Source organism: Desulfuromonas sp. (genome assembly GCF_002868845.1).
Classification (GTDB): Bacteria; Desulfobacterota; Desulfuromonadia; order Desulfuromonadales; family BM501; genus BM501.
This window is the reverse complement of record NZ_PKUB01000021.1, coordinates 37,479-53,848: the sequence shown is the minus strand read 5'-3', so window position 1 is coordinate 53,848 and position 16,370 is coordinate 37,479. Positions and strand designations below refer to the sequence as shown.

The 16,370-nt window shown below is 65.6% G+C and carries 18 protein-coding genes and 4 pseudogenes; 18 read left to right on the top strand and 4 right to left on the bottom strand.

Going from position 1 to position 16,370, the window contains the following annotated elements:
* From C0617_RS06720 to C0617_RS06680, 8 genes and pseudogenes are all read left to right on the top strand, one after another.
* Nucleotides 1-399, top strand: a pseudogene (locus C0617_RS06720) (UbiD family decarboxylase domain-containing protein); the annotation flags it as partial.
* A gap of 79 nt (nucleotides 400-478) precedes the next feature.
* Nucleotides 479-2,284: pseudogene (recQ, locus tag C0617_RS17060) on the top strand (DNA helicase RecQ).
* On the top strand, nucleotides 2,281-2,634 hold the full coding sequence (locus C0617_RS06705) for a CidA/LrgA family protein (RefSeq protein WP_291316243.1): 354 nt from the start codon (nucleotides 2,281-2,283) through the stop codon (nucleotides 2,632-2,634). The pseudogene recQ and the gene C0617_RS06705 overlap by 4 nt, the downstream one beginning before the upstream one ends.
* Nucleotides 2,624-3,319, top strand: a complete 696-nt coding sequence (locus C0617_RS06700) for an LrgB family protein (protein ID WP_291316242.1) — start codon at nucleotides 2,624-2,626, stop codon at nucleotides 3,317-3,319. The genes C0617_RS06705 and C0617_RS06700 overlap by 11 nt, the downstream gene beginning before the upstream one ends.
* 122 nt (nucleotides 3,320-3,441) lie before the next feature.
* Nucleotides 3,442-4,329 carry a response regulator gene (locus C0617_RS06695; protein WP_291316241.1) on the top strand — a complete coding sequence of 296 codons (888 nt, stop codon included), beginning with the start codon at nucleotides 3,442-3,444 and terminating at the stop codon, nucleotides 4,327-4,329.
* A 140-nt stretch (nucleotides 4,330-4,469) separates the two neighbouring features.
* Nucleotides 4,470-4,691 (top strand): hypothetical protein, encoded by a 222-nt coding sequence (locus tag C0617_RS06690; protein WP_291316240.1) that lies wholly within the window; start codon nucleotides 4,470-4,472, stop codon nucleotides 4,689-4,691.
* Between the two features lie 23 nt (nucleotides 4,692-4,714).
* On the top strand, nucleotides 4,715-5,125 hold the full coding sequence (locus tag C0617_RS06685) for a threonyl-tRNA synthetase editing domain-containing protein (RefSeq protein WP_291316239.1): 411 nt from the start codon (nucleotides 4,715-4,717) through the stop codon (nucleotides 5,123-5,125).
* Between the two features lie 404 nt (nucleotides 5,126-5,529).
* Nucleotides 5,530-5,892: a TraR/DksA C4-type zinc finger protein gene (locus C0617_RS06680; protein WP_291316238.1), complete on the top strand. Its 363-nt coding sequence runs from the start codon at nucleotides 5,530-5,532 to the stop codon at nucleotides 5,890-5,892.
* 10 nt (nucleotides 5,893-5,902) lie between these two features.
* Here the strand turns inward: C0617_RS06680 and C0617_RS06675 are convergent, their stop codons facing one another.
* Nucleotides 5,903-7,381 carry a diguanylate cyclase gene (locus C0617_RS06675; protein WP_291316237.1) on the bottom strand — a complete coding sequence of 493 codons (1,479 nt, stop codon included), beginning with the start codon at nucleotides 7,379-7,381 and terminating at the stop codon, nucleotides 5,903-5,905.
* Between the two features lie 372 nt (nucleotides 7,382-7,753).
* Here C0617_RS06675 and msrA point away from each other — a divergent pair, with 372 nt between their 5' ends.
* The 9 genes from msrA (at nucleotide 7,754) to C0617_RS06630 (ending at nucleotide 13,777) form a co-directional block, all read left to right on the top strand.
* Nucleotides 7,754-8,311, top strand: a complete 558-nt coding sequence (gene msrA / locus C0617_RS06670) for a peptide-methionine (S)-S-oxide reductase MsrA (protein WP_291316236.1) — start codon at nucleotides 7,754-7,756, stop codon at nucleotides 8,309-8,311.
* Nucleotides 8,312-8,493: 182 nt separating this feature from the next.
* On the top strand, nucleotides 8,494-8,823 hold the full coding sequence (locus tag C0617_RS06665) for a cytochrome c (protein WP_291316235.1): 330 nt from the start codon (nucleotides 8,494-8,496) through the stop codon (nucleotides 8,821-8,823).
* A gap of 33 nt (nucleotides 8,824-8,856) precedes the next feature.
* Nucleotides 8,857-9,489 carry a YqgE/AlgH family protein gene (locus C0617_RS06660; protein ID WP_291316234.1) on the top strand — a complete coding sequence of 211 codons (633 nt, stop codon included), beginning with the start codon at nucleotides 8,857-8,859 and terminating at the stop codon, nucleotides 9,487-9,489.
* 45 nt (nucleotides 9,490-9,534) lie between these two features.
* The gene (locus C0617_RS06655) at nucleotides 9,535-9,741 is read left to right on the top strand and encodes an SEC-C metal-binding domain-containing protein (protein WP_291316233.1); all 207 of its coding nucleotides are present in this window, start codon (nucleotides 9,535-9,537) and stop codon (nucleotides 9,739-9,741) included.
* A 469-nt stretch (nucleotides 9,742-10,210) separates the two neighbouring features.
* Nucleotides 10,211-11,122: an ATP-binding cassette domain-containing protein gene (locus tag C0617_RS06650; RefSeq protein ID WP_291316232.1), complete on the top strand. Its 912-nt coding sequence runs from the start codon at nucleotides 10,211-10,213 to the stop codon at nucleotides 11,120-11,122.
* Nucleotides 11,119-11,904: an ABC transporter permease gene (locus C0617_RS06645; RefSeq protein WP_291316231.1), complete on the top strand. Its 786-nt coding sequence runs from the start codon at nucleotides 11,119-11,121 to the stop codon at nucleotides 11,902-11,904. Before C0617_RS06650 ends, C0617_RS06645 begins: the two co-directional genes overlap by 4 nt.
* 483 nt (nucleotides 11,905-12,387) lie before the next feature.
* Entirely contained in the window at nucleotides 12,388-12,630 is a 243-nt protein-coding gene (locus C0617_RS06640; protein ID WP_291316230.1) for a DUF1858 domain-containing protein, read from the top strand.
* A 16-nt stretch (nucleotides 12,631-12,646) separates the two neighbouring features.
* Nucleotides 12,647-12,904 (top strand): DUF504 domain-containing protein, encoded by a 258-nt coding sequence (locus tag C0617_RS06635; protein WP_291316229.1) that lies wholly within the window; start codon nucleotides 12,647-12,649, stop codon nucleotides 12,902-12,904.
* Nucleotides 12,905-13,777 (top strand): M28 family peptidase, encoded by an 873-nt coding sequence (locus tag C0617_RS06630; protein WP_291316228.1) that lies wholly within the window; start codon nucleotides 12,905-12,907, stop codon nucleotides 13,775-13,777.
* Between the two features lie 27 nt (nucleotides 13,778-13,804).
* Here the strand turns inward: C0617_RS06630 and C0617_RS06625 are convergent.
* Together C0617_RS06625 and C0617_RS06620 are read right to left on the bottom strand one after the other, a co-directional pair.
* Nucleotides 13,805-14,131, bottom strand: a pseudogene (locus C0617_RS06625) (redoxin domain-containing protein); the annotation flags it as partial.
* Nucleotides 14,132-14,143: 12 nt separating this feature from the next.
* Nucleotides 14,144-14,269 carry a hypothetical protein gene (locus C0617_RS06620; protein WP_291316227.1) on the bottom strand — a complete coding sequence of 42 codons (126 nt, stop codon included), beginning with the start codon at nucleotides 14,267-14,269 and terminating at the stop codon, nucleotides 14,144-14,146.
* Between the two features lie 484 nt (nucleotides 14,270-14,753).
* Here C0617_RS06620 and C0617_RS06615 point away from each other — a divergent pair, with 484 nt between their 5' ends.
* The gene (locus tag C0617_RS06615; protein ID WP_291316226.1) at nucleotides 14,754-15,764 is read left to right on the top strand and encodes an NAD-dependent epimerase; all 1,011 of its coding nucleotides are present in this window, start codon (nucleotides 14,754-14,756) and stop codon (nucleotides 15,762-15,764) included.
* 341 nt (nucleotides 15,765-16,105) lie between these two features.
* Here C0617_RS06615 and C0617_RS06610 read toward each other — a convergent pair.
* Nucleotides 16,106-16,370: pseudogene (locus C0617_RS06610) on the bottom strand (VOC family protein); the annotation flags it as partial.

Sequence of the window (16,370 nt, the reverse complement as noted above, 5' to 3'; positions counted from 1 at the left end):
GCCACCGAGCGACTCTTCCTCCCGCTGCTGCGCCTGGAGGTCCCCGGGGTGCGGGACATCAACCTTCCGATCGAGGGCATTTTCCACGGCTGCGCCCTGGTCTCGGCGCGGACGGAAGGGGCCGACGGGGGCAAAGAACTGCTGCGTCAGTTGTGGGAAACGGGTCTGCTGAAAAGGTCGAAGATGATCGTGGTGCTGGACGAGGACGTGGACGTTCAGGACCCTTCGCTTTGCTACTGGCGGGCGCTCAACCAGGTCGATCCGGGCCGGGACCTCATCGTCGAGGACGGCCGCCTCGGCATCGACGCCACCCACAGGGAAAATGGCGCCCGGGTCGGAACCGATCCGGAAACGCAGCGCCTGCTGGCGAGGCGGTGGGAGGAATACGGGATCGGTTAAAAGCAGCTGTAAGCATTAAGCATTTAATCTCAAACACTTATGGCTTCAAGCTTACAGCTTAAAGCTGAGAGGTAACCCCTTGAAACAACCGATCGACACCCTGCGCGAAGTCTTCGGCTACGGCGCCTTCCGCCCCCACCAGGAGGAGATCGTCGATGCCCTCATCGGCGGGGAGGACGCCTTCGTCCTCATGCCGACCGGCGGCGGCAAGTCCCTCTGCTACCAGGTCCCGGCCCTGCACCGCCCGGGGGTGGCGATCATCGTCTCGCCGCTGATCTCCCTGATGAAGGACCAGGTCGACGCCCTGGTCGCCAACGGAGTGGAGGCGGCCTTCTACAACTCCTCCCTCGGGGCGGCCGAATCGCGCCGGGTCCTCGCCCGGCTTCACGGCGGGGAGCTGGACCTGCTCTACATCGCCCCGGAGCGGCTGCTGAGCGAGGCATTCCTGGAGCGGATGCAGGGGATTCCCGTCGCCCTCTTCGCCATCGACGAGGCCCACTGCGTCTCCCAGTGGGGCCACGACTTCCGCCCCGAGTACGTCCAGCTCGGCCGCCTCAAGACCCTCTTCCCCGGGGTCCCGACGATCGCCCTGACCGCCACCGCCGACGCCCAGACCCGCGACGACATCCTTCAGCGTCTCGGCCTCGAGAGGGCCCGCTCCTTCGCCGCCGGCTTCGACCGCCCCAACATCAGGTACACGGTGGTGGACAAGGCGAAGCCCCAGGCCCAGTTAAAGGCCTTCCTCGCCGGGCGCTCCGGCGAAGCCGGCATCGTCTACGCCCTCTCCCGCAAGCGGGTCGAGGAAGTGGCCGCGCGCCTCGCCGCCGACGGGGTCAGGGCCGCCCCCTACCACGCGGGCCTGGCCGACACCGAGCGCAAGCGGGTGCAGGAGGCCTTCCTGCGCGACTAGCTCCAGGTGGTGGTGGCCACGGTCGCCTTCGGCATGGGGATCGACAAGCCCAACGTGCGCTTCGTGGTCCACTACGACCTGCCCAAGAACGTGGAGAGCTACTACCAGGAGACCGGCCGCGCCGGGCGCGACGGCCTGCCCGCCGAGGCGCTCCTCCTGCTCGGCTACGGGGACATCGCCGTGGCCCGGGGCCTGATCCTGAAGGGGGGGAACGAGGAGCAGAACCGCATCGAGCTGCACAAGCTCAACGCCATGGTCGGCTTCGCCGAGGCCCGCAGCTGCCGGCGCCGGGTCCTGCTCGGCTACTTCGGCGAGCAGCTGGAAGAGGACTGCGGAAACTGCGACATCTGCCTCGACCCCCCGGAGCAGTACGACGCCACCGAGGACGCGCGCAAAGCCCTCTCCTGCGTCTACCGGGTGGGGCAGCGCTTCGGTGCCGGCCACGTCATCGACGTGCTGCGCGGCTCGCAGAACGAGCGCATCCTGCGCCTCGGCCACGACCGCCTCTCCACCTTCGGGATCGGCGCCGAGCGCAGTCAACACGACTGGGGCACCCTCCTGCGCCAGCTCGTCCATCTCGGCTACCTGGTGCAGGACGTGGGCAACTACTCGGTCCTGCGCCTGAGCTCTACGGCTCGGCCCCTGCTGCGCGGCGAGCAGACCCTGACTCTGGCCAAGCCGCGGCCGAAGGCGGCGGCGAAAAAACCGGCCCGAAAGAGAGGAGCCGCCCTCGACTACGACGAGGGACTGTTCCAGAGACTGCGCACCCTGCGAAAAGAGATCGCCGATGCCGCCGAGATCCCCCCCTTCGTGGTCTTCGGCGACGCTTCCCTGGCGGAGATGGCCGCCTATCGCCCGGGGGACGAGGAAGCCCTGCTGACGGTCAACGGGGTGGGGAAACACAAGCTGCAAAAGTACGGAAAGCTCTTCATCGAAGAAATCGAGGCCTTTTGTCTCGAGGAGGGGAATGGATGATCCGCGGATTCGCCATCCTGGTGCTGCTGCAGCTCCTCGGGGAGACGATCTCCCTGGCGCTCGATTTGCCCATCCCGGGGAGCGTCATCGGCATGGGCCTGCTCGTGGCGGCCCTGCGCCTGGAACTTGTGCGCTTCGAGTGGGTCCGGGAGGCGGCGGAGCTGCTCCTCTCCCACCTGGCCCTCCTCTTCGTCCCGGCGGGGGTCGGGGTGATGGTCTACTTCGACCTGATCGGCAGGGAGTGGCTCCCCATCGTCGTGGCGACGGTCGTGAGCACCTTCGCCGTCATGGCCGTCACCGGCTGGACGGCGCGGCTGCTCGACGGCAGGGGCGAGCGCCATGGCGGCTGAACTGCTCCAGAACCCCCTCTTCGGGGTCGGCCTGACCCTGGCGGTCTACACCCTCGCCCAGAAGGCCTATGCGCGCACAGGGAGCATCCTGCTCAACCCGGTGGCGACCACCATCGCCGTCATCATCCTGCTCCTTCTCGGCCTCGAGATCCCCTACGAGAGCTACGCCCAAGGGGGGCGCATCATCCTCTTTTTCCTCGGCCCGGCGGTGGTGGCCCTCGGCGTCCCCCTCTACCAGCGGCGCCGGGAGATCCTCGAGCGCAAGCTCCCGATCCTCGCCGGGGTGGCCGCCGGGGCCCTCTCCTCCATCGTCACCGCCTCGGGCCTGGCCTGGGTCCTCGGCGGCAGCCGGGAACTGGTGCTGACAATGGCTCCCAAGTCGGTGACAACCCCCATCGCCATCGGCATCGCCGAGAAGATCGGCGGCATCCCCTCCCTGGCCGCCGCCATCGTGGTCCTCACCGGCTGCCTCGGGGCGATCTGCGGGCCGGAGTTCTGCCGCCTGATCGGCCTCAGGGACCCCATCTCCACCGGCCTGGCGGTGGGGACCGCCGCCCACGGCATCGGCACCGCCCGCATGCTGGAGGTCGACCGCCTCGGCGGGGCCATCTCCGGGCTCGCCATCGGCCTCAACGGCATCGTCACCGCGGTCCTGGCCCCCCTCCTCTTCCTCCTGTTCCCCTAGCTCCAACCACATGTAATCCTTGACTTAACAGAACAAAAGGCCAATAATGCCAGCGTATTGTTGGATTTTTGTTATTAATGAAACCTAGACAGGCCTGCCGGATCGAAGGAGAATCGACTCCCGTGAAAGATATCGTTTCCTGGCTCGAAAAGGTGGAACGGAAAGCCTCGGACCTTTACCGGGAAGCCTCCCGGAGATTCTCCCAGGACCGGCCCCTGGCTGACTTCCTGGAACAGATGTCCGCCGAGGAAGACTGGCACCGCCGGCTCATCGAGGCGGCCGCCGAGACCGTCGACCGCCACGCTCTGGACGAGGCCCGCGTCCTGCTCGACGCCAAGACGCGGGAGACTGTAGAAGGTCCCTTTCAGGAGGCCGCCGAGCGCCTCGCCGCGGGGCACCTGACCCGCCGGGAGATGCTGGAAACCATCGCCGCGACGGAATTTTCCGAATGGAACGACCTTTTTCTGTACGTCATGGAGACCCTCAAAGGGCACAGCCGTGACTTCCAGCGGGCCGCGGCCGAGATCGAAACGCATCGGCAGGAGATCCTGGACTTTTTCCAGGACACGCCCGGGGCCCGGGACTCCCTCGAAAAGCTCAGCAGCCTCCACCCCCTTTGGCAGAGAAGGATTCTGGTGGTGGAGGACCACCCCGCCTTCGCCAGGCTGCTTCAGACGATCCTGGCCCAAATGGGGGAGGTGGTGATCGCCCGCGACGGGGCAGAGGGCCTGGAGGAGATCCGGCGGGGTTATTTCGACGTCATCGTCTCGGATGTGGAGATGCCCGTCCTCAACGGCGTGGAGATGTGCCGCCGGTCCATGGCCATGGACCCGGAGGTCCGGACCCGCTTCATCTTCTACAGCGGCACCCGGAAACGGCCTCACCTCGATTTTTTCGCTACCGAGCAAATTCCTCACCTGCCCAAGCCCGCCCCCCTCAACCGGATCCGCCAGGCGGTTTCCGAGGTCTTCGAACACTCCCGGACGGCCCACGCGCCGCCGCCAGCCTGACCTCCCGGGCGCCTTGACCCTCTGCAGCCATCATCTCCTGGTCAGCAAGGGAGCGCGGAGACCGCGCCCCGGTACGCCGTCCTTGACAAAGCCCCCTCGCCACGGTATCAACGGGTAAAACCGCACGAGGATCTTCTGCCATGTCCAATCCCGGTGAATTTATCCAGGCCTGCGCCGCCGGCAAGGTCTGGGTCTTCTGCAAAAACTGCGACGCCCCGAGGAACTTCAACGATGTGGAGCACATCCGCACCGTCGAAAACCCTTCCTACTGGGGGGCCGATCCCTGGTGGTACGAGATGCGGGTCTTCCGCTGTCCGGACTGCGGCACCGAACAGCAATCTCCCCTGCACCGCGAGAGCTGAGCGGGGAGCGGAGGAAACCGACCGTGAAACTCCTGATGCTCTACGTCGAAAGGTTCGCCTGGCGCACGGCCCAGAAGGCCCTGGAGTCCGCCCCCGAAATCGACGCCCGGGAGACCGTCGCCGACGCCCTGGTGGGGCTGATCCACGCCGAGCCGGGCGACGCCGAGGACCCCGGGAGGGTGGAGAAAAAGCTGATCAAAAACCTCAAGTGGGCGGCCCGCAAGAACGAGAGCCGCCGCATCGTCCTCCACTCCTTCTCCCACCTGGCCGAGGAAAAGGCCGACCCGGAATTCGCCCGCGAGCTTCTCGAAGGGGCCCGGAAGCGCCTGCAGGGGGCCGGCTACGAAGCCCTCCAAACCCCCTTCGGCTACTTCCTCGACCTGGACATCGCCGCGCCCGGCCGCTCGACCGCCCGCATCTTCGCCAGTTTCTGACCAAGCCCGAAAACAAAAACAAAGGTGTTTGCCACAGAGGCACAGAGAGCACAGAGAAAACCGGGAAAAGTCATTTTGGGGCCCTGTGCCTTGTGCCTCACGCAAAGCTGCAAAGGACTAAGACCCCGGAAAGGCAACAAATCGAGACTCAACGTTTTTCTTTGCGGCNTTGCGACTTGAGTGATCGAAGGCGAACGGGCGAGAGGCCGATTTCGATTCCATCGCCCATATTGCTCTGATGGGGGGCAAGTCTCTGCAGCACATCTGAGCGCAACTTGGCTGACGTGGGTGACAGAAGCGGGGCAAAGGGATGGCAGAGGGATTGCCCCGGGAGGCGGGAAGGAAATGCGGTCCGCCCCACCCGGCATGGACGCAGGTCACGGAGCGCTTTCTGGAGGATAGAGATGTCTGAAGAACTCAGCGCCGGTCAGGTCGAGGAGCTGCACCGAAAGCTGTTCGCCCTCCGGAAGGAAATCCAGGGGCTTCTGGCGGCAACGGAGGAAGGGGCGCGGCCGGTCGATCTCGGCCAACCCATCGGCCGCCTTTCGCGGATGGACGCCATGCAGCAGCAGAGCATGGCCCAGGCCAACCGGCAGGGGCACGAACTCCGACTGCGCCAGGTCAAGGCGGCCCTGGCCGCCATCGACCGGGACGAGTACGGCACGTGCAGGCGCTGCGAGGAGGCGATCGGCTACCGGCGGCTTTCGGCCCGGCCCGAGACCCCCTTCTGCCTCGACTGCCAGGGGCAGGCCGAGTCCCGCCGCTGAGCAAACTTTTTCACGCCGGGCCGCTCCCCCTGGCCCCCGGCATCTTCCGTTCGGAAACCGTGCGGTTTCTCCCCCCGTCCTTGGCCTGATAAAGGGCGTCGTCGGCCCGGCTGGTGAGGCTGTCGAGAGTATCCCCGCCGCCGTACTGGGCCACACCGCAGCTGATGCTGACCGCCTCGGCTCCGGAGAGAAGACCCTCTTTCAGAACCGCGCCCCTGACCCTTTCCGCGACGTCCTCGGCCTGAACGATGCCGCCAGCCGTCAGGATGATGAACTCGTCCCCGCCCCAGCGCACCAGCAGGTCGTTCTTCCTGATGCAGTCCTGGGCGATGGCCGCCACCTCCCGAAGAATCCGGTCCCCGGCGACGTGGCCCAGCTCGTCGTTGATCTTCTTGAAGTCGTCGAGATCGAAGAGAACGACCGAAAAGGGCAGGCCTTGCCGCTCGGCCAGGTACTGAGCCATGTCGAAGCGCTCCTCGAACACCCGGCGGTTGGCGGCGCCGGTCAGCTCGTCCGTGGCGGCCAGGCGCTCCAGCCTGCGCTGAAACCGGTTGATCGTGAGGGCATTGATGCCGATGATGAACAGCACCACGAGCAGGCCGAACACCAGGTTGCGAACGAAGTTGCCTCGGATGGACGCCAGCGCCTCGTTTTCGTCCTGCTCGACCAGGAGGTACCAGCCAAACTCCGGGATGTAGCGGGATGTCAGCAGGATATGCCTGCCATCCCGGTCGTATTCGAAAAAGCCGTTGCCCTCCGGATGCGAAAGGATATCCCCGGCAACCCTGTCGATCCCATCCTCCTGGTGGATGTTGACCCTGTCGACCAGTCCCTTGTCCCGGTGGACCTTGACCAGGCCGTCCTGGTCCACCAGGTAAATGTTCCTTTTGTATTGTTCCTTGTAGGAATCGACCAGGCTGGCGACCCGCTCCAGGTTGAGACCGACCCCGGTCACCCCGAGGAGGCTTCCGGCATAATCGTTCAGGCGGTGGTTGATGAAGATGGTGAGGGTGTTCTCCGAGGCCTCGTCGGTATCGACCACCAGGTCGTGTTCGGCGCCCAGTTGCTTGAAATCGTAGAACCAGGAATCGTGGGCATCCTCCCTGCTGATCTTCTTGAGGATGCCGTTGAAATGGTAGTAATTGCCCGTCCGGTCCGAAACGAAAAAGGTGGAGAAAAAGCCGTATTTATCCTGGATCTCTTTGAGGTAGCGGGTGATTTTGGTGACGTCCTGCTCGCCGCCCAGGGCCCAGTCCTTCAGAAAGGTGTCGTTGGCCATCAGCGAGGAGACGAAGACGGGCATCATCAGGTCGGCCTGGATTTCCGAATAGATGTTGTCGCTGGTCAGGGGCAGGGCGTTTTCGATGATGTTTTTCCGTACCGAGGCCTTCGAAACCTGGTAGTTGACCACGTTAGTGGCGACGAAGGCAAAAATCAGTATCGCGCTCAGGGACAGGATCAGCTTTGTCCGGATGGTCAACTTTCCCAAAGTCATGCTCCCAGATTAGAAAAACCCAATAAGGCTAGATATTTTCAGGCTGTCGCGAAGCTAGCAAAGGGGCCGGCGGGGCGCAAGGGAATTCTCCTCCCCGGCCAAAGGGGATGCCGGGCCGGCCCCTTTCGACACGCTGTGAAGGTCGAGGCGCTTTGTCCATGGCCATCCTGGAGGGACCTCGACTGTCTGCCCGTTTTTTTGCAATCATATCGACCCCCTGCATCCCTTGATGGAGCTTCCCCCGCCCCCGCAGCAGATGGTATGATGTAGGGAATGTTCGAGGGAACCGGCATTGAAACCCGGCCCGGCCGTTTCCGCGACCAACCCGGCGGGCACACCCTTCCAACCCCCAGGGCAGGAGGCGTTATGTCCGATACCGAGAGCAGGCAACAGGAGAAGGCCACCTTCGCCGGCGGCTGTTTCTGGTGCATGGAGCATCCCTTCGCCGCCCTGGACGGGGTCGTCTCCGTCACCGTGGGCTACGCCGGCGGCGACCGGGAGAACCCGACCTACGAAGAGGTCTGCGCGGGGGGCACGGGGCACGCCGAGGCGGTTGAGGTCCTTTTCGACCCCGGCCGGATCGGCTACGACGAGCTGCTCGAGGTCTTCTGGCGCAACATCGACCCCACGGCCGTCAACCGGCAGTTCGCCGACATGGGCAGCCAGTACCGCACCGCTATTTTCTTCCACGACGAGGAGCAGCGGCGGCTGGCCGAGGCCTCGAAGAGGGCCCTCCAGGACTCGGGCCTCTTCGCCGCGCCCATCGCCACCGAGATTTCCCCGGCCGGCCCCTTCTACCGGGCCGAGGACTATCACCAGGGCTATTACCGGAAGAACCCCGTCCGCTATGGTCTTTACCGGAGCGGCTCGGGGCGCGACCGTTTTCTGGACAGGACCTGGGAGAAAGAGCGAAAGAAGGAATAATCGAAGAATGTCATGCACAAGCCTGACATCTCTCGAGGCCTTGTCCCTGATGTGATAGCCACAAACGGAACCGTTGCCGGCATTAAAAAGGAAGGAGCCCGCCGGGGCGCGACCCAACATTTGGCTTTGACACTGCCAAGTCAATTCCGGAACAAAGACCGCTGAAGAGTGAGAATCGAAAAATGAGACTTGCGCTACCGCTTCTCCTGATCCTCTCCCTCGCCACGGCCGCCCTGGCTGTGGAGGGGGGCAACCCCCGCAAGGGGAGATACCTGTTCCGGACGACCTGCCTGTCCTGCCACCAGGAGGAGGCGAAGGCCGGGGCGCTGGACACCCGCTCCAAGACCCAGGCGCAATGGGACCGCTTCTTCGCAAAGGACAGGCACCGGGCCGCACCGGCCGGCCTGGAGGCCCTCTCCGAAAAAGAGCGCCTCGACCTGCGCCAGTACGTCAACGACTACGCCCTCGACACCGACCCCGGCAAGTGCGGCGCCTGCTGGGAATCGAAGTAACCGCCGGTTTGCCCATCGAGGCAGGAGGACGCCATGCACCCCTTTGCCGCTATAGCCCGCCGCAGTCTCGTTCTGCTGACCGCGGCCTTCGTCATGGCCTCGGCCCTGCTGGCAATCGAACTGGCCGGCCCGGACGCCCTCCATGCCCAGTCCGCCCTGGCGCCCCGGGTCGGACGCCTGCTTTTGGCCACCGAGGGCATGGGCGACCCGCGCTTCCGGCAGACGGTCATCCTCCTGGTCCGGCACGACAAGGGGGGGACCATGGGCCTGGTCCTCAACCGCCCGATGGTGGACATCCCGTACCGCCTCCCCTCCCTTCTCGCCGACAAGCTCGACCTGCTTTACCACGGCGGACCGGTCAATGCCTTTACCCCCACGGCGCTCCTTCAAAGCGACACGCCGCCGCCGCAGGCGACCCGCGTCACCGGGAACGTCTATCTGGTCGGGCTCGGCCCCGTCGCCGACCACCTCGCCGAAGATCCCCGGCCGGACGAGCGGCTCCGGGTCTACATGGGGAGCGCCGGCTGGGCCCCGGGCCAGCTCGCCGGCGAGATCGCCCGGGGCGCCTGGCAGGTCGTCCCCGGCAGCCGCCAGGACGTTTTCGATCCCGATCCGAACGGCCTCTGGGAGCGGCTGATCGAGACCGGGAAGATCATCACCATCTGAGAAGTCCCCGGGCAACCGGGCCTCCCAGGAAAGGAACGCGCAGCGATGAAGATGCTCCGCCGACTCTTCGGACGCCGGAAGCCGGCGGCCTCGGCACACGTGCCGGACACCATGCAGGAACTGGGGCGCAACGACCCGTGCTGGTGCGGCAGCGGCAAAAAGTACAAGAAGTGCCATAGCGTAGAAGACGCCAAGCGCCTCGCGGAGGCCCGGGACCGGGTAGGGGGCGCTGTCTGCGACGCCTTTTCGTGAGGGAAGGTCAGGAGGTGAGTTCACCTTCCCGTCCCTAGCCCTCCTCGCCAGGCAAGGCCCTAAACTTCCAGGGGTTGCGCCCCCTGACGGCGCCTGACTCTTTTTGCTCGCCCAAAAAGAGTCAGCAGAAAAAGGGCGCCCCGTCGACTTGCCCGCCGCTGCCTNGCCTTCGGCGACGGCGGGTCCCCTGCGCTCCGCAGCCCTTTTGAGGGCCGGCAAAAACTCGCTTCGCTCAGACATTTGCCGTCCTTTTTCTCAAAAGGGCCGCTCCTCTCCGGCTGCGTCAAAGGGGGGCGGTAGAAAAAACCCCCGGCGCCCTGGGGTCCAGGGGATTGGGCGAGCAATCCCCTGGTCGCCTGCGGGGGCGAGTCCCCGCGACACAAGGTTTTATCCTGCCGGGGAGAAGGGAACCATCGGACGATACGTTTGACGGCAGGAACCGCACCCAACCGGAGCTGAACCCACCCCCATGCAACCGATCATCGAAGCCCAAAACCTGCGCAAGAGCTTCGGCGAGCTGACCGCCGTGGGCGGGATCTCCTTCGCCGTTCAGAAGGGGGAATGCTTCGGCCTGCTCGGCCCCAACGGGGCCGGCAAGACGACCACCATCCGCATGCTCTACGGCTACACCCCGGCCAGCGGCGGCACCCTGCGGATCTTCGGCCGCGACATCTCTGAAGAGCTGCGCGCCGTCAAGTACCGGATCGGCGTCTGCCAGCAGGAGGACAACCTCGACCCCGACCTCTCGGTGCGGGAGAACCTCCTCGTCTTCGCCCGCTACTTCGACATTCCCCGCCGCACCGCAGAGGAGGAGGCCGACAAGCTGCTGCGCTTCTTCGCCCTGGAGGGACGCAGCGGGGCCAATATCCGCGTGCTCTCCGGGGGCATGAAGCGGCGCCTGGTCCTGGCCCGTTCCCTGGTCAACGACCCCGAACTTCTCATTCTCGACGAACCGACCACCGGCCTCGACCCCCAGAGCCGCCACCAGGTCTTGAGCCGCCTCGAGGAACTTAAGGGCCGGGGCCTGACGGTCCTGCTCACCAGCCACTACCTGGAAGAAGCCTCGCGCCTCTGCGACCGGCTGATCATCATCGACGGCGGCCGGGTCCTGGTGGAGGGGGAGCCGGCGGCGCTGATCGCCGAGCATGTCGGCCACGAGGTCATCGAGATCGCCGAACCGAGCGGACCGATGCGCGCCTTCCTGAAAAAGAAGGAGGTCGATTTCGAGGATCTCGGCGGACGGCTGATCGTCTACAACCAGCGGGGCGACGACCTCTACGGCCGCCTGACCTCCGACTTCTGCCGGCGGGGCTGCACCCTGCGCCTGGCGACCCTCGAGGACGTCTTTCTGCGCCTCACCGGCCGGGAGCTGCGCGAATGAGTGACTCCTTCGATATCTCCTGGCGCTTCCTGCGGGTCTGGCAGCGCAACCTCTCGGTCTACCGCCGCACCTGGAAGGTCAACTTCCTGCCCCCCCTGCTCGAGCCCCTGCTCTACCTGCTCGCCTTCGGGGTCGGCCTCTCCTCTCTCGTCGGGGCCCTGCGCTACGGCGGGGAGGAGGTCTCCTACCTCGCCTTCATCGCCCCGGCCCTCCTCTCGGTCAACATCATGTACAACGCCTTCTTCGAGACGAGCTACGCCTCCTTCGTGCGCATGTACTACCAGAAGACCTTCGACGCCATGCTCGCCACCCCCCTCAACCTCGAGGAGATCATCGTCGGGGAGATCGCCTGGGCCGCCACCAAGGCGATCATCGGCACCACCATCATGCTCGCGGTGATCAGCCTCTTCGGCCTCGTCGCCTACCCGGGCGGGCTCCTCCTGATCCCCCTCGCCCTGCTCGGCGGGGTCGCCTTCGCCTCGGTCGGCATGGTCTTCACGAGCGTCGTACCCAACATCGAGACCTTCAACATTCCGATCTTCCTCTTCATCACCCCCATGTTCCTCTTCTCCGGCACCTTCTTCCCCCTCGAGAACCTCCCCGCCTGGGCCCGGCTCCTCGCCCAGGCCCTGCCCCTCACCCACCTGGTCGGCCTCGCCCGCGCCCTCACCCTCGGCCAGTGGAGCCCGGGGATGCTCTGGAGCCTCGGCTACCTCGCCGTCTTCTGCGCCCTCTTCCTCCCCCTCGCCGTGACCCGGATGCGGCGGCGGCTGATCCGCTAAAGAGGCCTTGCTTTCATTATTTGCTTTTCGGGGTGACGGTCTCCCCGTATGCCGCCCCCGAAACGGTCGCGAAGCGCAGGAGACCCTATTGACCCCACCCGGGTCAGATAATCGGGAGCCTGCCCGGATCGCCGATCACGGTTTGCCCGTTCTCCTTTGCGACCTTTGCGGCCTTGAGCGAGCCCAGAGAGCGGGCGTGAGGCCGCCTTTTCGGTTCCCCTTTGCGCCTTGGCGGCTTGAGAGAGCGAAGCGAACGGGCGTGAGGCGGTCTTTCCCTGGTTGTGCTGTTCGTGCCGGAAAGTCGCCTGTGGCTCGGACAGTCGTCCGCGTCTTTCCGAATTCATCCACTCCGCTCCGGCGGCGGCGAAGGGGGAATTCGGTGTCAAGTGCCTGCCCCGTAACGTTTTTCTCCCCCCACCCCTTCCCTTTCCCCCGCCCGGAGATAGAATTCAGGTAGAGAAGGAACAAGAGAGGGAGGACGCCATGGGACAACACGACATCACCCCCGACATGAACGTCTGGAACGTCATCCAGGACCACCCCGAAACGATCGAGGTCTTTCGGCGCCACGGCTGCCCCGACATGAGCAGCGGCTTCTTCGCCATGACCGCCCACGCCATGAAGGTCAAGTGGGCCGCCAAGGTCCACGGCATCGAACTGGAGAGCCTGCTGACCGACCTCAACCTGGCCATCCACCCCGAAGAGGACGAGGGCACCCTCCACTGATGCCGGAGACGAACCGTTGATCCCCATCCAGGACCTGCTCAACCGCATCCGCTGGGACCCGGAGTTCGGCCGGGCGAGCTTCCGGCTCGGCTACTGGGACCGGGTCGATCAGCGGGTCGTGCAGGTCCCCTTCCACCGGCTCCATTTTCCGGAGGGGGACCACTTCGCCTTCGACCTGGAGGACCTGGAGGGGGAGGTGCATCACGTCCCCCTGCACCGGGTCCGCGACGTTTACCGGGACGGGAAGCTGATCTGGCACCGGGAGCCCCACTGAATGGGGGGCTTGGCGGATCGCCTGGAGGGACACGTGCGGCAGCTGGCCGGGGAGATCGGCGAGCGCCACATCCACCGGCCGAAGGCCCTGCACGCAGCGGCGGATTATATCCGGCAGAGCTGGGAAGCGATGGGCTACGACGTGAGCAAAAGGGACTACCCGGTGCTCGGCGTCCCCTCGGCCAACCTGGAGGCGGTCCGCCCCGGCAGCGCCCGCCCGGACGAGATCCTCGTCGTCGGGGCCCACTACGACACGGTGCGGGGCAGCCCGGGGGCCAACGACAACGCCAGCGGCGTGGCCGCCCTGCTCGAGCTCTCCCGCCTCCTCGCCGGGGCCGAACCGGAGCGGACGGTACGCCTGGTCGCCTTCACCAACGAGGAGCGCCCCTTCGTCTTTCTCGGCCAGCAGGGCAGCCATCACTACGCCCGGGCGGCGCGCCGCCGCGGCGACGACATCCGCCTCATGATCGCCCTCGAAACGATGGGCTACTACTCCAGCGATCCGGACAGCCAGAGGTATCCCCCCGGCCTGCGCCGCTTCTACCCCGACCGGGCCGACTTCATCGGCTTCGTCAGCAACCTCCCCTCCCGCCGTCCCCTGAATAAGCTTGTACGGGCCTTCCGGGAGGCGAGCGACTTCCCCTGCCAGAGCCTCGCCGCGCCGGTCTTCGTCCCCGGGGTCGGGCGCAGCGACCACTTCTCCTTCTGGCGCCAGGGCTACCGGGCGATCATGGTCACCGACACCGCCTACTACCGCTACGCCCACTACCACCGCCCCGAGGACACCCCCGGAAAGCTCGACTACCCCTCGCTGGCCCGAGTCGTGGAGGGGCTCTTCCGGGCCCTGCTCCCCCTCGCCGAGGGGGAGCTGTAGAAAGCTTTGCTCGTTTCCGGATGAAAACTATTGAGTCTTCATGTAGGTGATCAGCCCCAGCGCGTCCGCGGCGGTCAAGCGGCCGACCGGGCCGTTGCTGACCGTGGCGTTGAAGACCGTCCCCCCGCGCAGGATATAGGCGCAGGGGTGGATGATGTCGCGCCGCGCCTCGTAGACGGCGCCGAGGCGCTCGGCCGCGCCGGGTCCGTCCACCCCCCAGAGGACGGGGAAGGCGAGGCCGTCGCCCTCAACGGTCTTTCGCGCCTCCTCGAGGGGGTCGGTGGAGAAGGCGAAGAGGGCGATCCCCTCCTGTTCGAAGTCGCCGAACCGGGCCTGGAAGTCAGCCAACTGCTGATGGCAGAAGGGTCACCAGTGGGCCCGGTAGCCGAGCACCACCGCCCACTCGGCGCCGATCTCCGCGGGCAGGGTCCAGGTGCGGCCGTCGGTGGCCGTTGCCGAAATTTCGGGGAAGGGTGCGTCGACGGGGAGCATGGGGCCTCCTTTCGGGCGGGTTACCGGGGTAAAGGGCTTGCCACATGGAAGAGTGGGTTGGGTTTTGTTATCCCGGTTTACTTTGCGACCTCTGCGTCCTTGAGCGAGCCTGGCGAGCGGGCGTGAGGACGATTTTACGGTTTTCCTTTGCGTCTTTGCGGCTTGAGAGAGCGAAGCGAACGAGCGTGAGGCGATGTTTCCCCTGTTTTTGAATCGCGGGGACTCGCCCCCGACGCCTTGCCCGCCCTCGCTTTCAGCGATGGCGGGTTCCCTCCGCTGCGCAGATGAATCCGGCGGCGAAGGGGGGAAGGGCAAAGCAATTCGCCCAACTCCCCTCATACGAGGATAACAAGGGGAGAAGGGGAGGCAACCACCCGCCGAGTTGACATTCATGCCGGTCGGGGTATAGAAAGAGGGGGTTCGTCTCAACGATGCGTTCCATGCAGGCGGAATCGCTCTGCACTTTCAGCGAGGAGGGACCTCCATGGCCAAAATCCTGGTTACCGGCGCCGCCGGCTTCATCGGCTATCACTTCGCCCAAAAGCTCCTCGCGCGGGGGGACGAGGTCGTCGGCCTCGACAACCTCAACAGCTACTACGAGGTGAAGCTCAAGGAAGACCGCCTGGAGCGCCTGCAGAGGCATCCCTCCTTCCGCTTCGTGCGCATGGACCTGGCCGACCGCCCGGCGATGGAAGCCCTCTTCGAGAAAGAGCGCTTCGACAAGGTCGTCAACCTCGCCGCCCAGGCCGGGGTGCGCTACTCGCTGAAGAACCCCCACGCCTACGTCGACAGCAACCTCGTCGGCTTCATGAACGTCCTCGAGGGGTGCCGCCACACCGGGGTGAAGCACCTCGTCTTCGCCTCGTCCTCCTCGGTCTACGGGGCCAACACCAAGATGCCCTTCTCCACCCACCACAACGTGGACCATCCCGTCTCCCTCTACGCCGCCACCAAGAAGGCCAACGAGCTCATGGCCCACACCTACGCCCACCTCTACGGCCTGCCCTGCACGGGCCTGCGCTTCTTCACCGTCTACGGCCCCTGGGGACGGCCCGACATGGCCCTCTTCCTCTTCACCAAGGCGATCCTCGAGGGCAGGCCCATCGACGTCTTCAACTACGGGAAGATGCGGCGCGACTTCACCTACATCGACGACATCGTCGAGGGGGTCGTGCGGGTCACCGACCGGATCGCCGAGCCGAACCCCGACTGGTCCGGCGACGATCCCGACCCCGGCACCAGCGCCGCCCCCTACCGCAACTACAACATCGGCAACAACCGCCCCGTCGAGCTGATGACCCTCATCGAGACCCTGGAGAAGGCCCTCGGCAAGACAGCCGAGAAGAACCTGCTGCCGATCCAGCCCGGCGACGTCCCCGCCACCTACGCCGACGTGGACGACCTGGCGCGGGACGTGGACTTCAAGCCTGCCACCCCCATCGAGGAGGGAGTCGGCCGCTTCGTCGCCTGGTACCGGGAGTACTACGGGGTCTGAATCGACTCATCCGCAAATTCCGGGGAGGGAGAGGATTCCCCTGCGACGCCGCCGGAGCGAAGTGGTCGTTTCGGGAACAAGGCGGGCAAATGTCTGAGCGAAGCGAGTTTTTGCACGCCCCCGAAACGTCTGCGCAGCGCAGGGAACCCGAAGGGCAAGGAACTGGGGCGGCCTTCTTTGGGTTACCTTTCTTGGCCGAGCAAGAAAGGTAACTCGACCGGCGGGGCGAAACCCGCCGAATGTTTATCCTTTTTACAGAAACCTGTGGCCGGAGAAGGCAGGCCCTTTCCCCTCAATCCTTCCAGCAAAATTGGGGCTCCCCGAAACATTCCGAGGGCCCTTCAGATCGGCTCCTCCGGCTCCATCCCCTTCTCCCGCAGCTCCTGCAGGGCCGCCTCGGTCTTGCCCAGCCCCCCCAGCCCCATGCCGCGCAGCACATAGGTCGCCTTGCTGAACTGGCAGCCGTCGTACTGGACCACCTGCACGTGGTTGCCCCAGGGGTCGAGGAAGTCGAGCCCCTTCCCCGGCAGGATCGTCGCCCCCATCTCCCGCACGATGCGCCGCACCGCCTCCCGGTCGTCCACCACCAGCCCGAAGTGGCGGGCG

Coding starts and splice junctions, on each gene's coding strand:
- C0617_RS06620 (WP_291316227.1), bottom strand. CDS start 14,269: ATGCTCCCCGTCGACGCACCCTTCCCCGAAATTTCGGCAACGGCCACC.
- C0617_RS06665 (WP_291316235.1), top strand. CDS start 8,494: ATGAGACTTGCGCTACCGCTTCTCCTGATCCTCTCCCTCGCCACGGCC.
- msrA (WP_291316236.1), top strand. CDS start 7,754: ATGTCCGATACCGAGAGCAGGCAACAGGAGAAGGCCACCTTCGCCGGC.
- C0617_RS06700 (WP_291316242.1), top strand. CDS start 2,624: ATGGCGGCTGAACTGCTCCAGAACCCCCTCTTCGGGGTCGGCCTGACC.
- C0617_RS06655 (WP_291316233.1), top strand. CDS start 9,535: ATGAAGATGCTCCGCCGACTCTTCGGACGCCGGAAGCCGGCGGCCTCG.
- C0617_RS06650 (WP_291316232.1), top strand. CDS start 10,211: ATGCAACCGATCATCGAAGCCCAAAACCTGCGCAAGAGCTTCGGCGAG.
- C0617_RS06680 (WP_291316238.1), top strand. CDS start 5,530: ATGTCTGAAGAACTCAGCGCCGGTCAGGTCGAGGAGCTGCACCGAAAG.
- C0617_RS06690 (WP_291316240.1), top strand. CDS start 4,470: ATGTCCAATCCCGGTGAATTTATCCAGGCCTGCGCCGCCGGCAAGGTC.
- C0617_RS06615 (WP_291316226.1), top strand. CDS start 14,754: ATGGCCAAAATCCTGGTTACCGGCGCCGCCGGCTTCATCGGCTATCAC.
- C0617_RS06640 (WP_291316230.1), top strand. CDS start 12,388: ATGGGACAACACGACATCACCCCCGACATGAACGTCTGGAACGTCATC.
- C0617_RS06645 (WP_291316231.1), top strand. CDS start 11,119: ATGAGTGACTCCTTCGATATCTCCTGGCGCTTCCTGCGGGTCTGGCAG.
- C0617_RS06705 (WP_291316243.1), top strand. CDS start 2,281: ATGATCCGCGGATTCGCCATCCTGGTGCTGCTGCAGCTCCTCGGGGAG.
- C0617_RS06630 (WP_291316228.1), top strand. CDS start 12,905: ATGGGGGGCTTGGCGGATCGCCTGGAGGGACACGTGCGGCAGCTGGCC.
- C0617_RS06660 (WP_291316234.1), top strand. CDS start 8,857: ATGCACCCCTTTGCCGCTATAGCCCGCCGCAGTCTCGTTCTGCTGACC.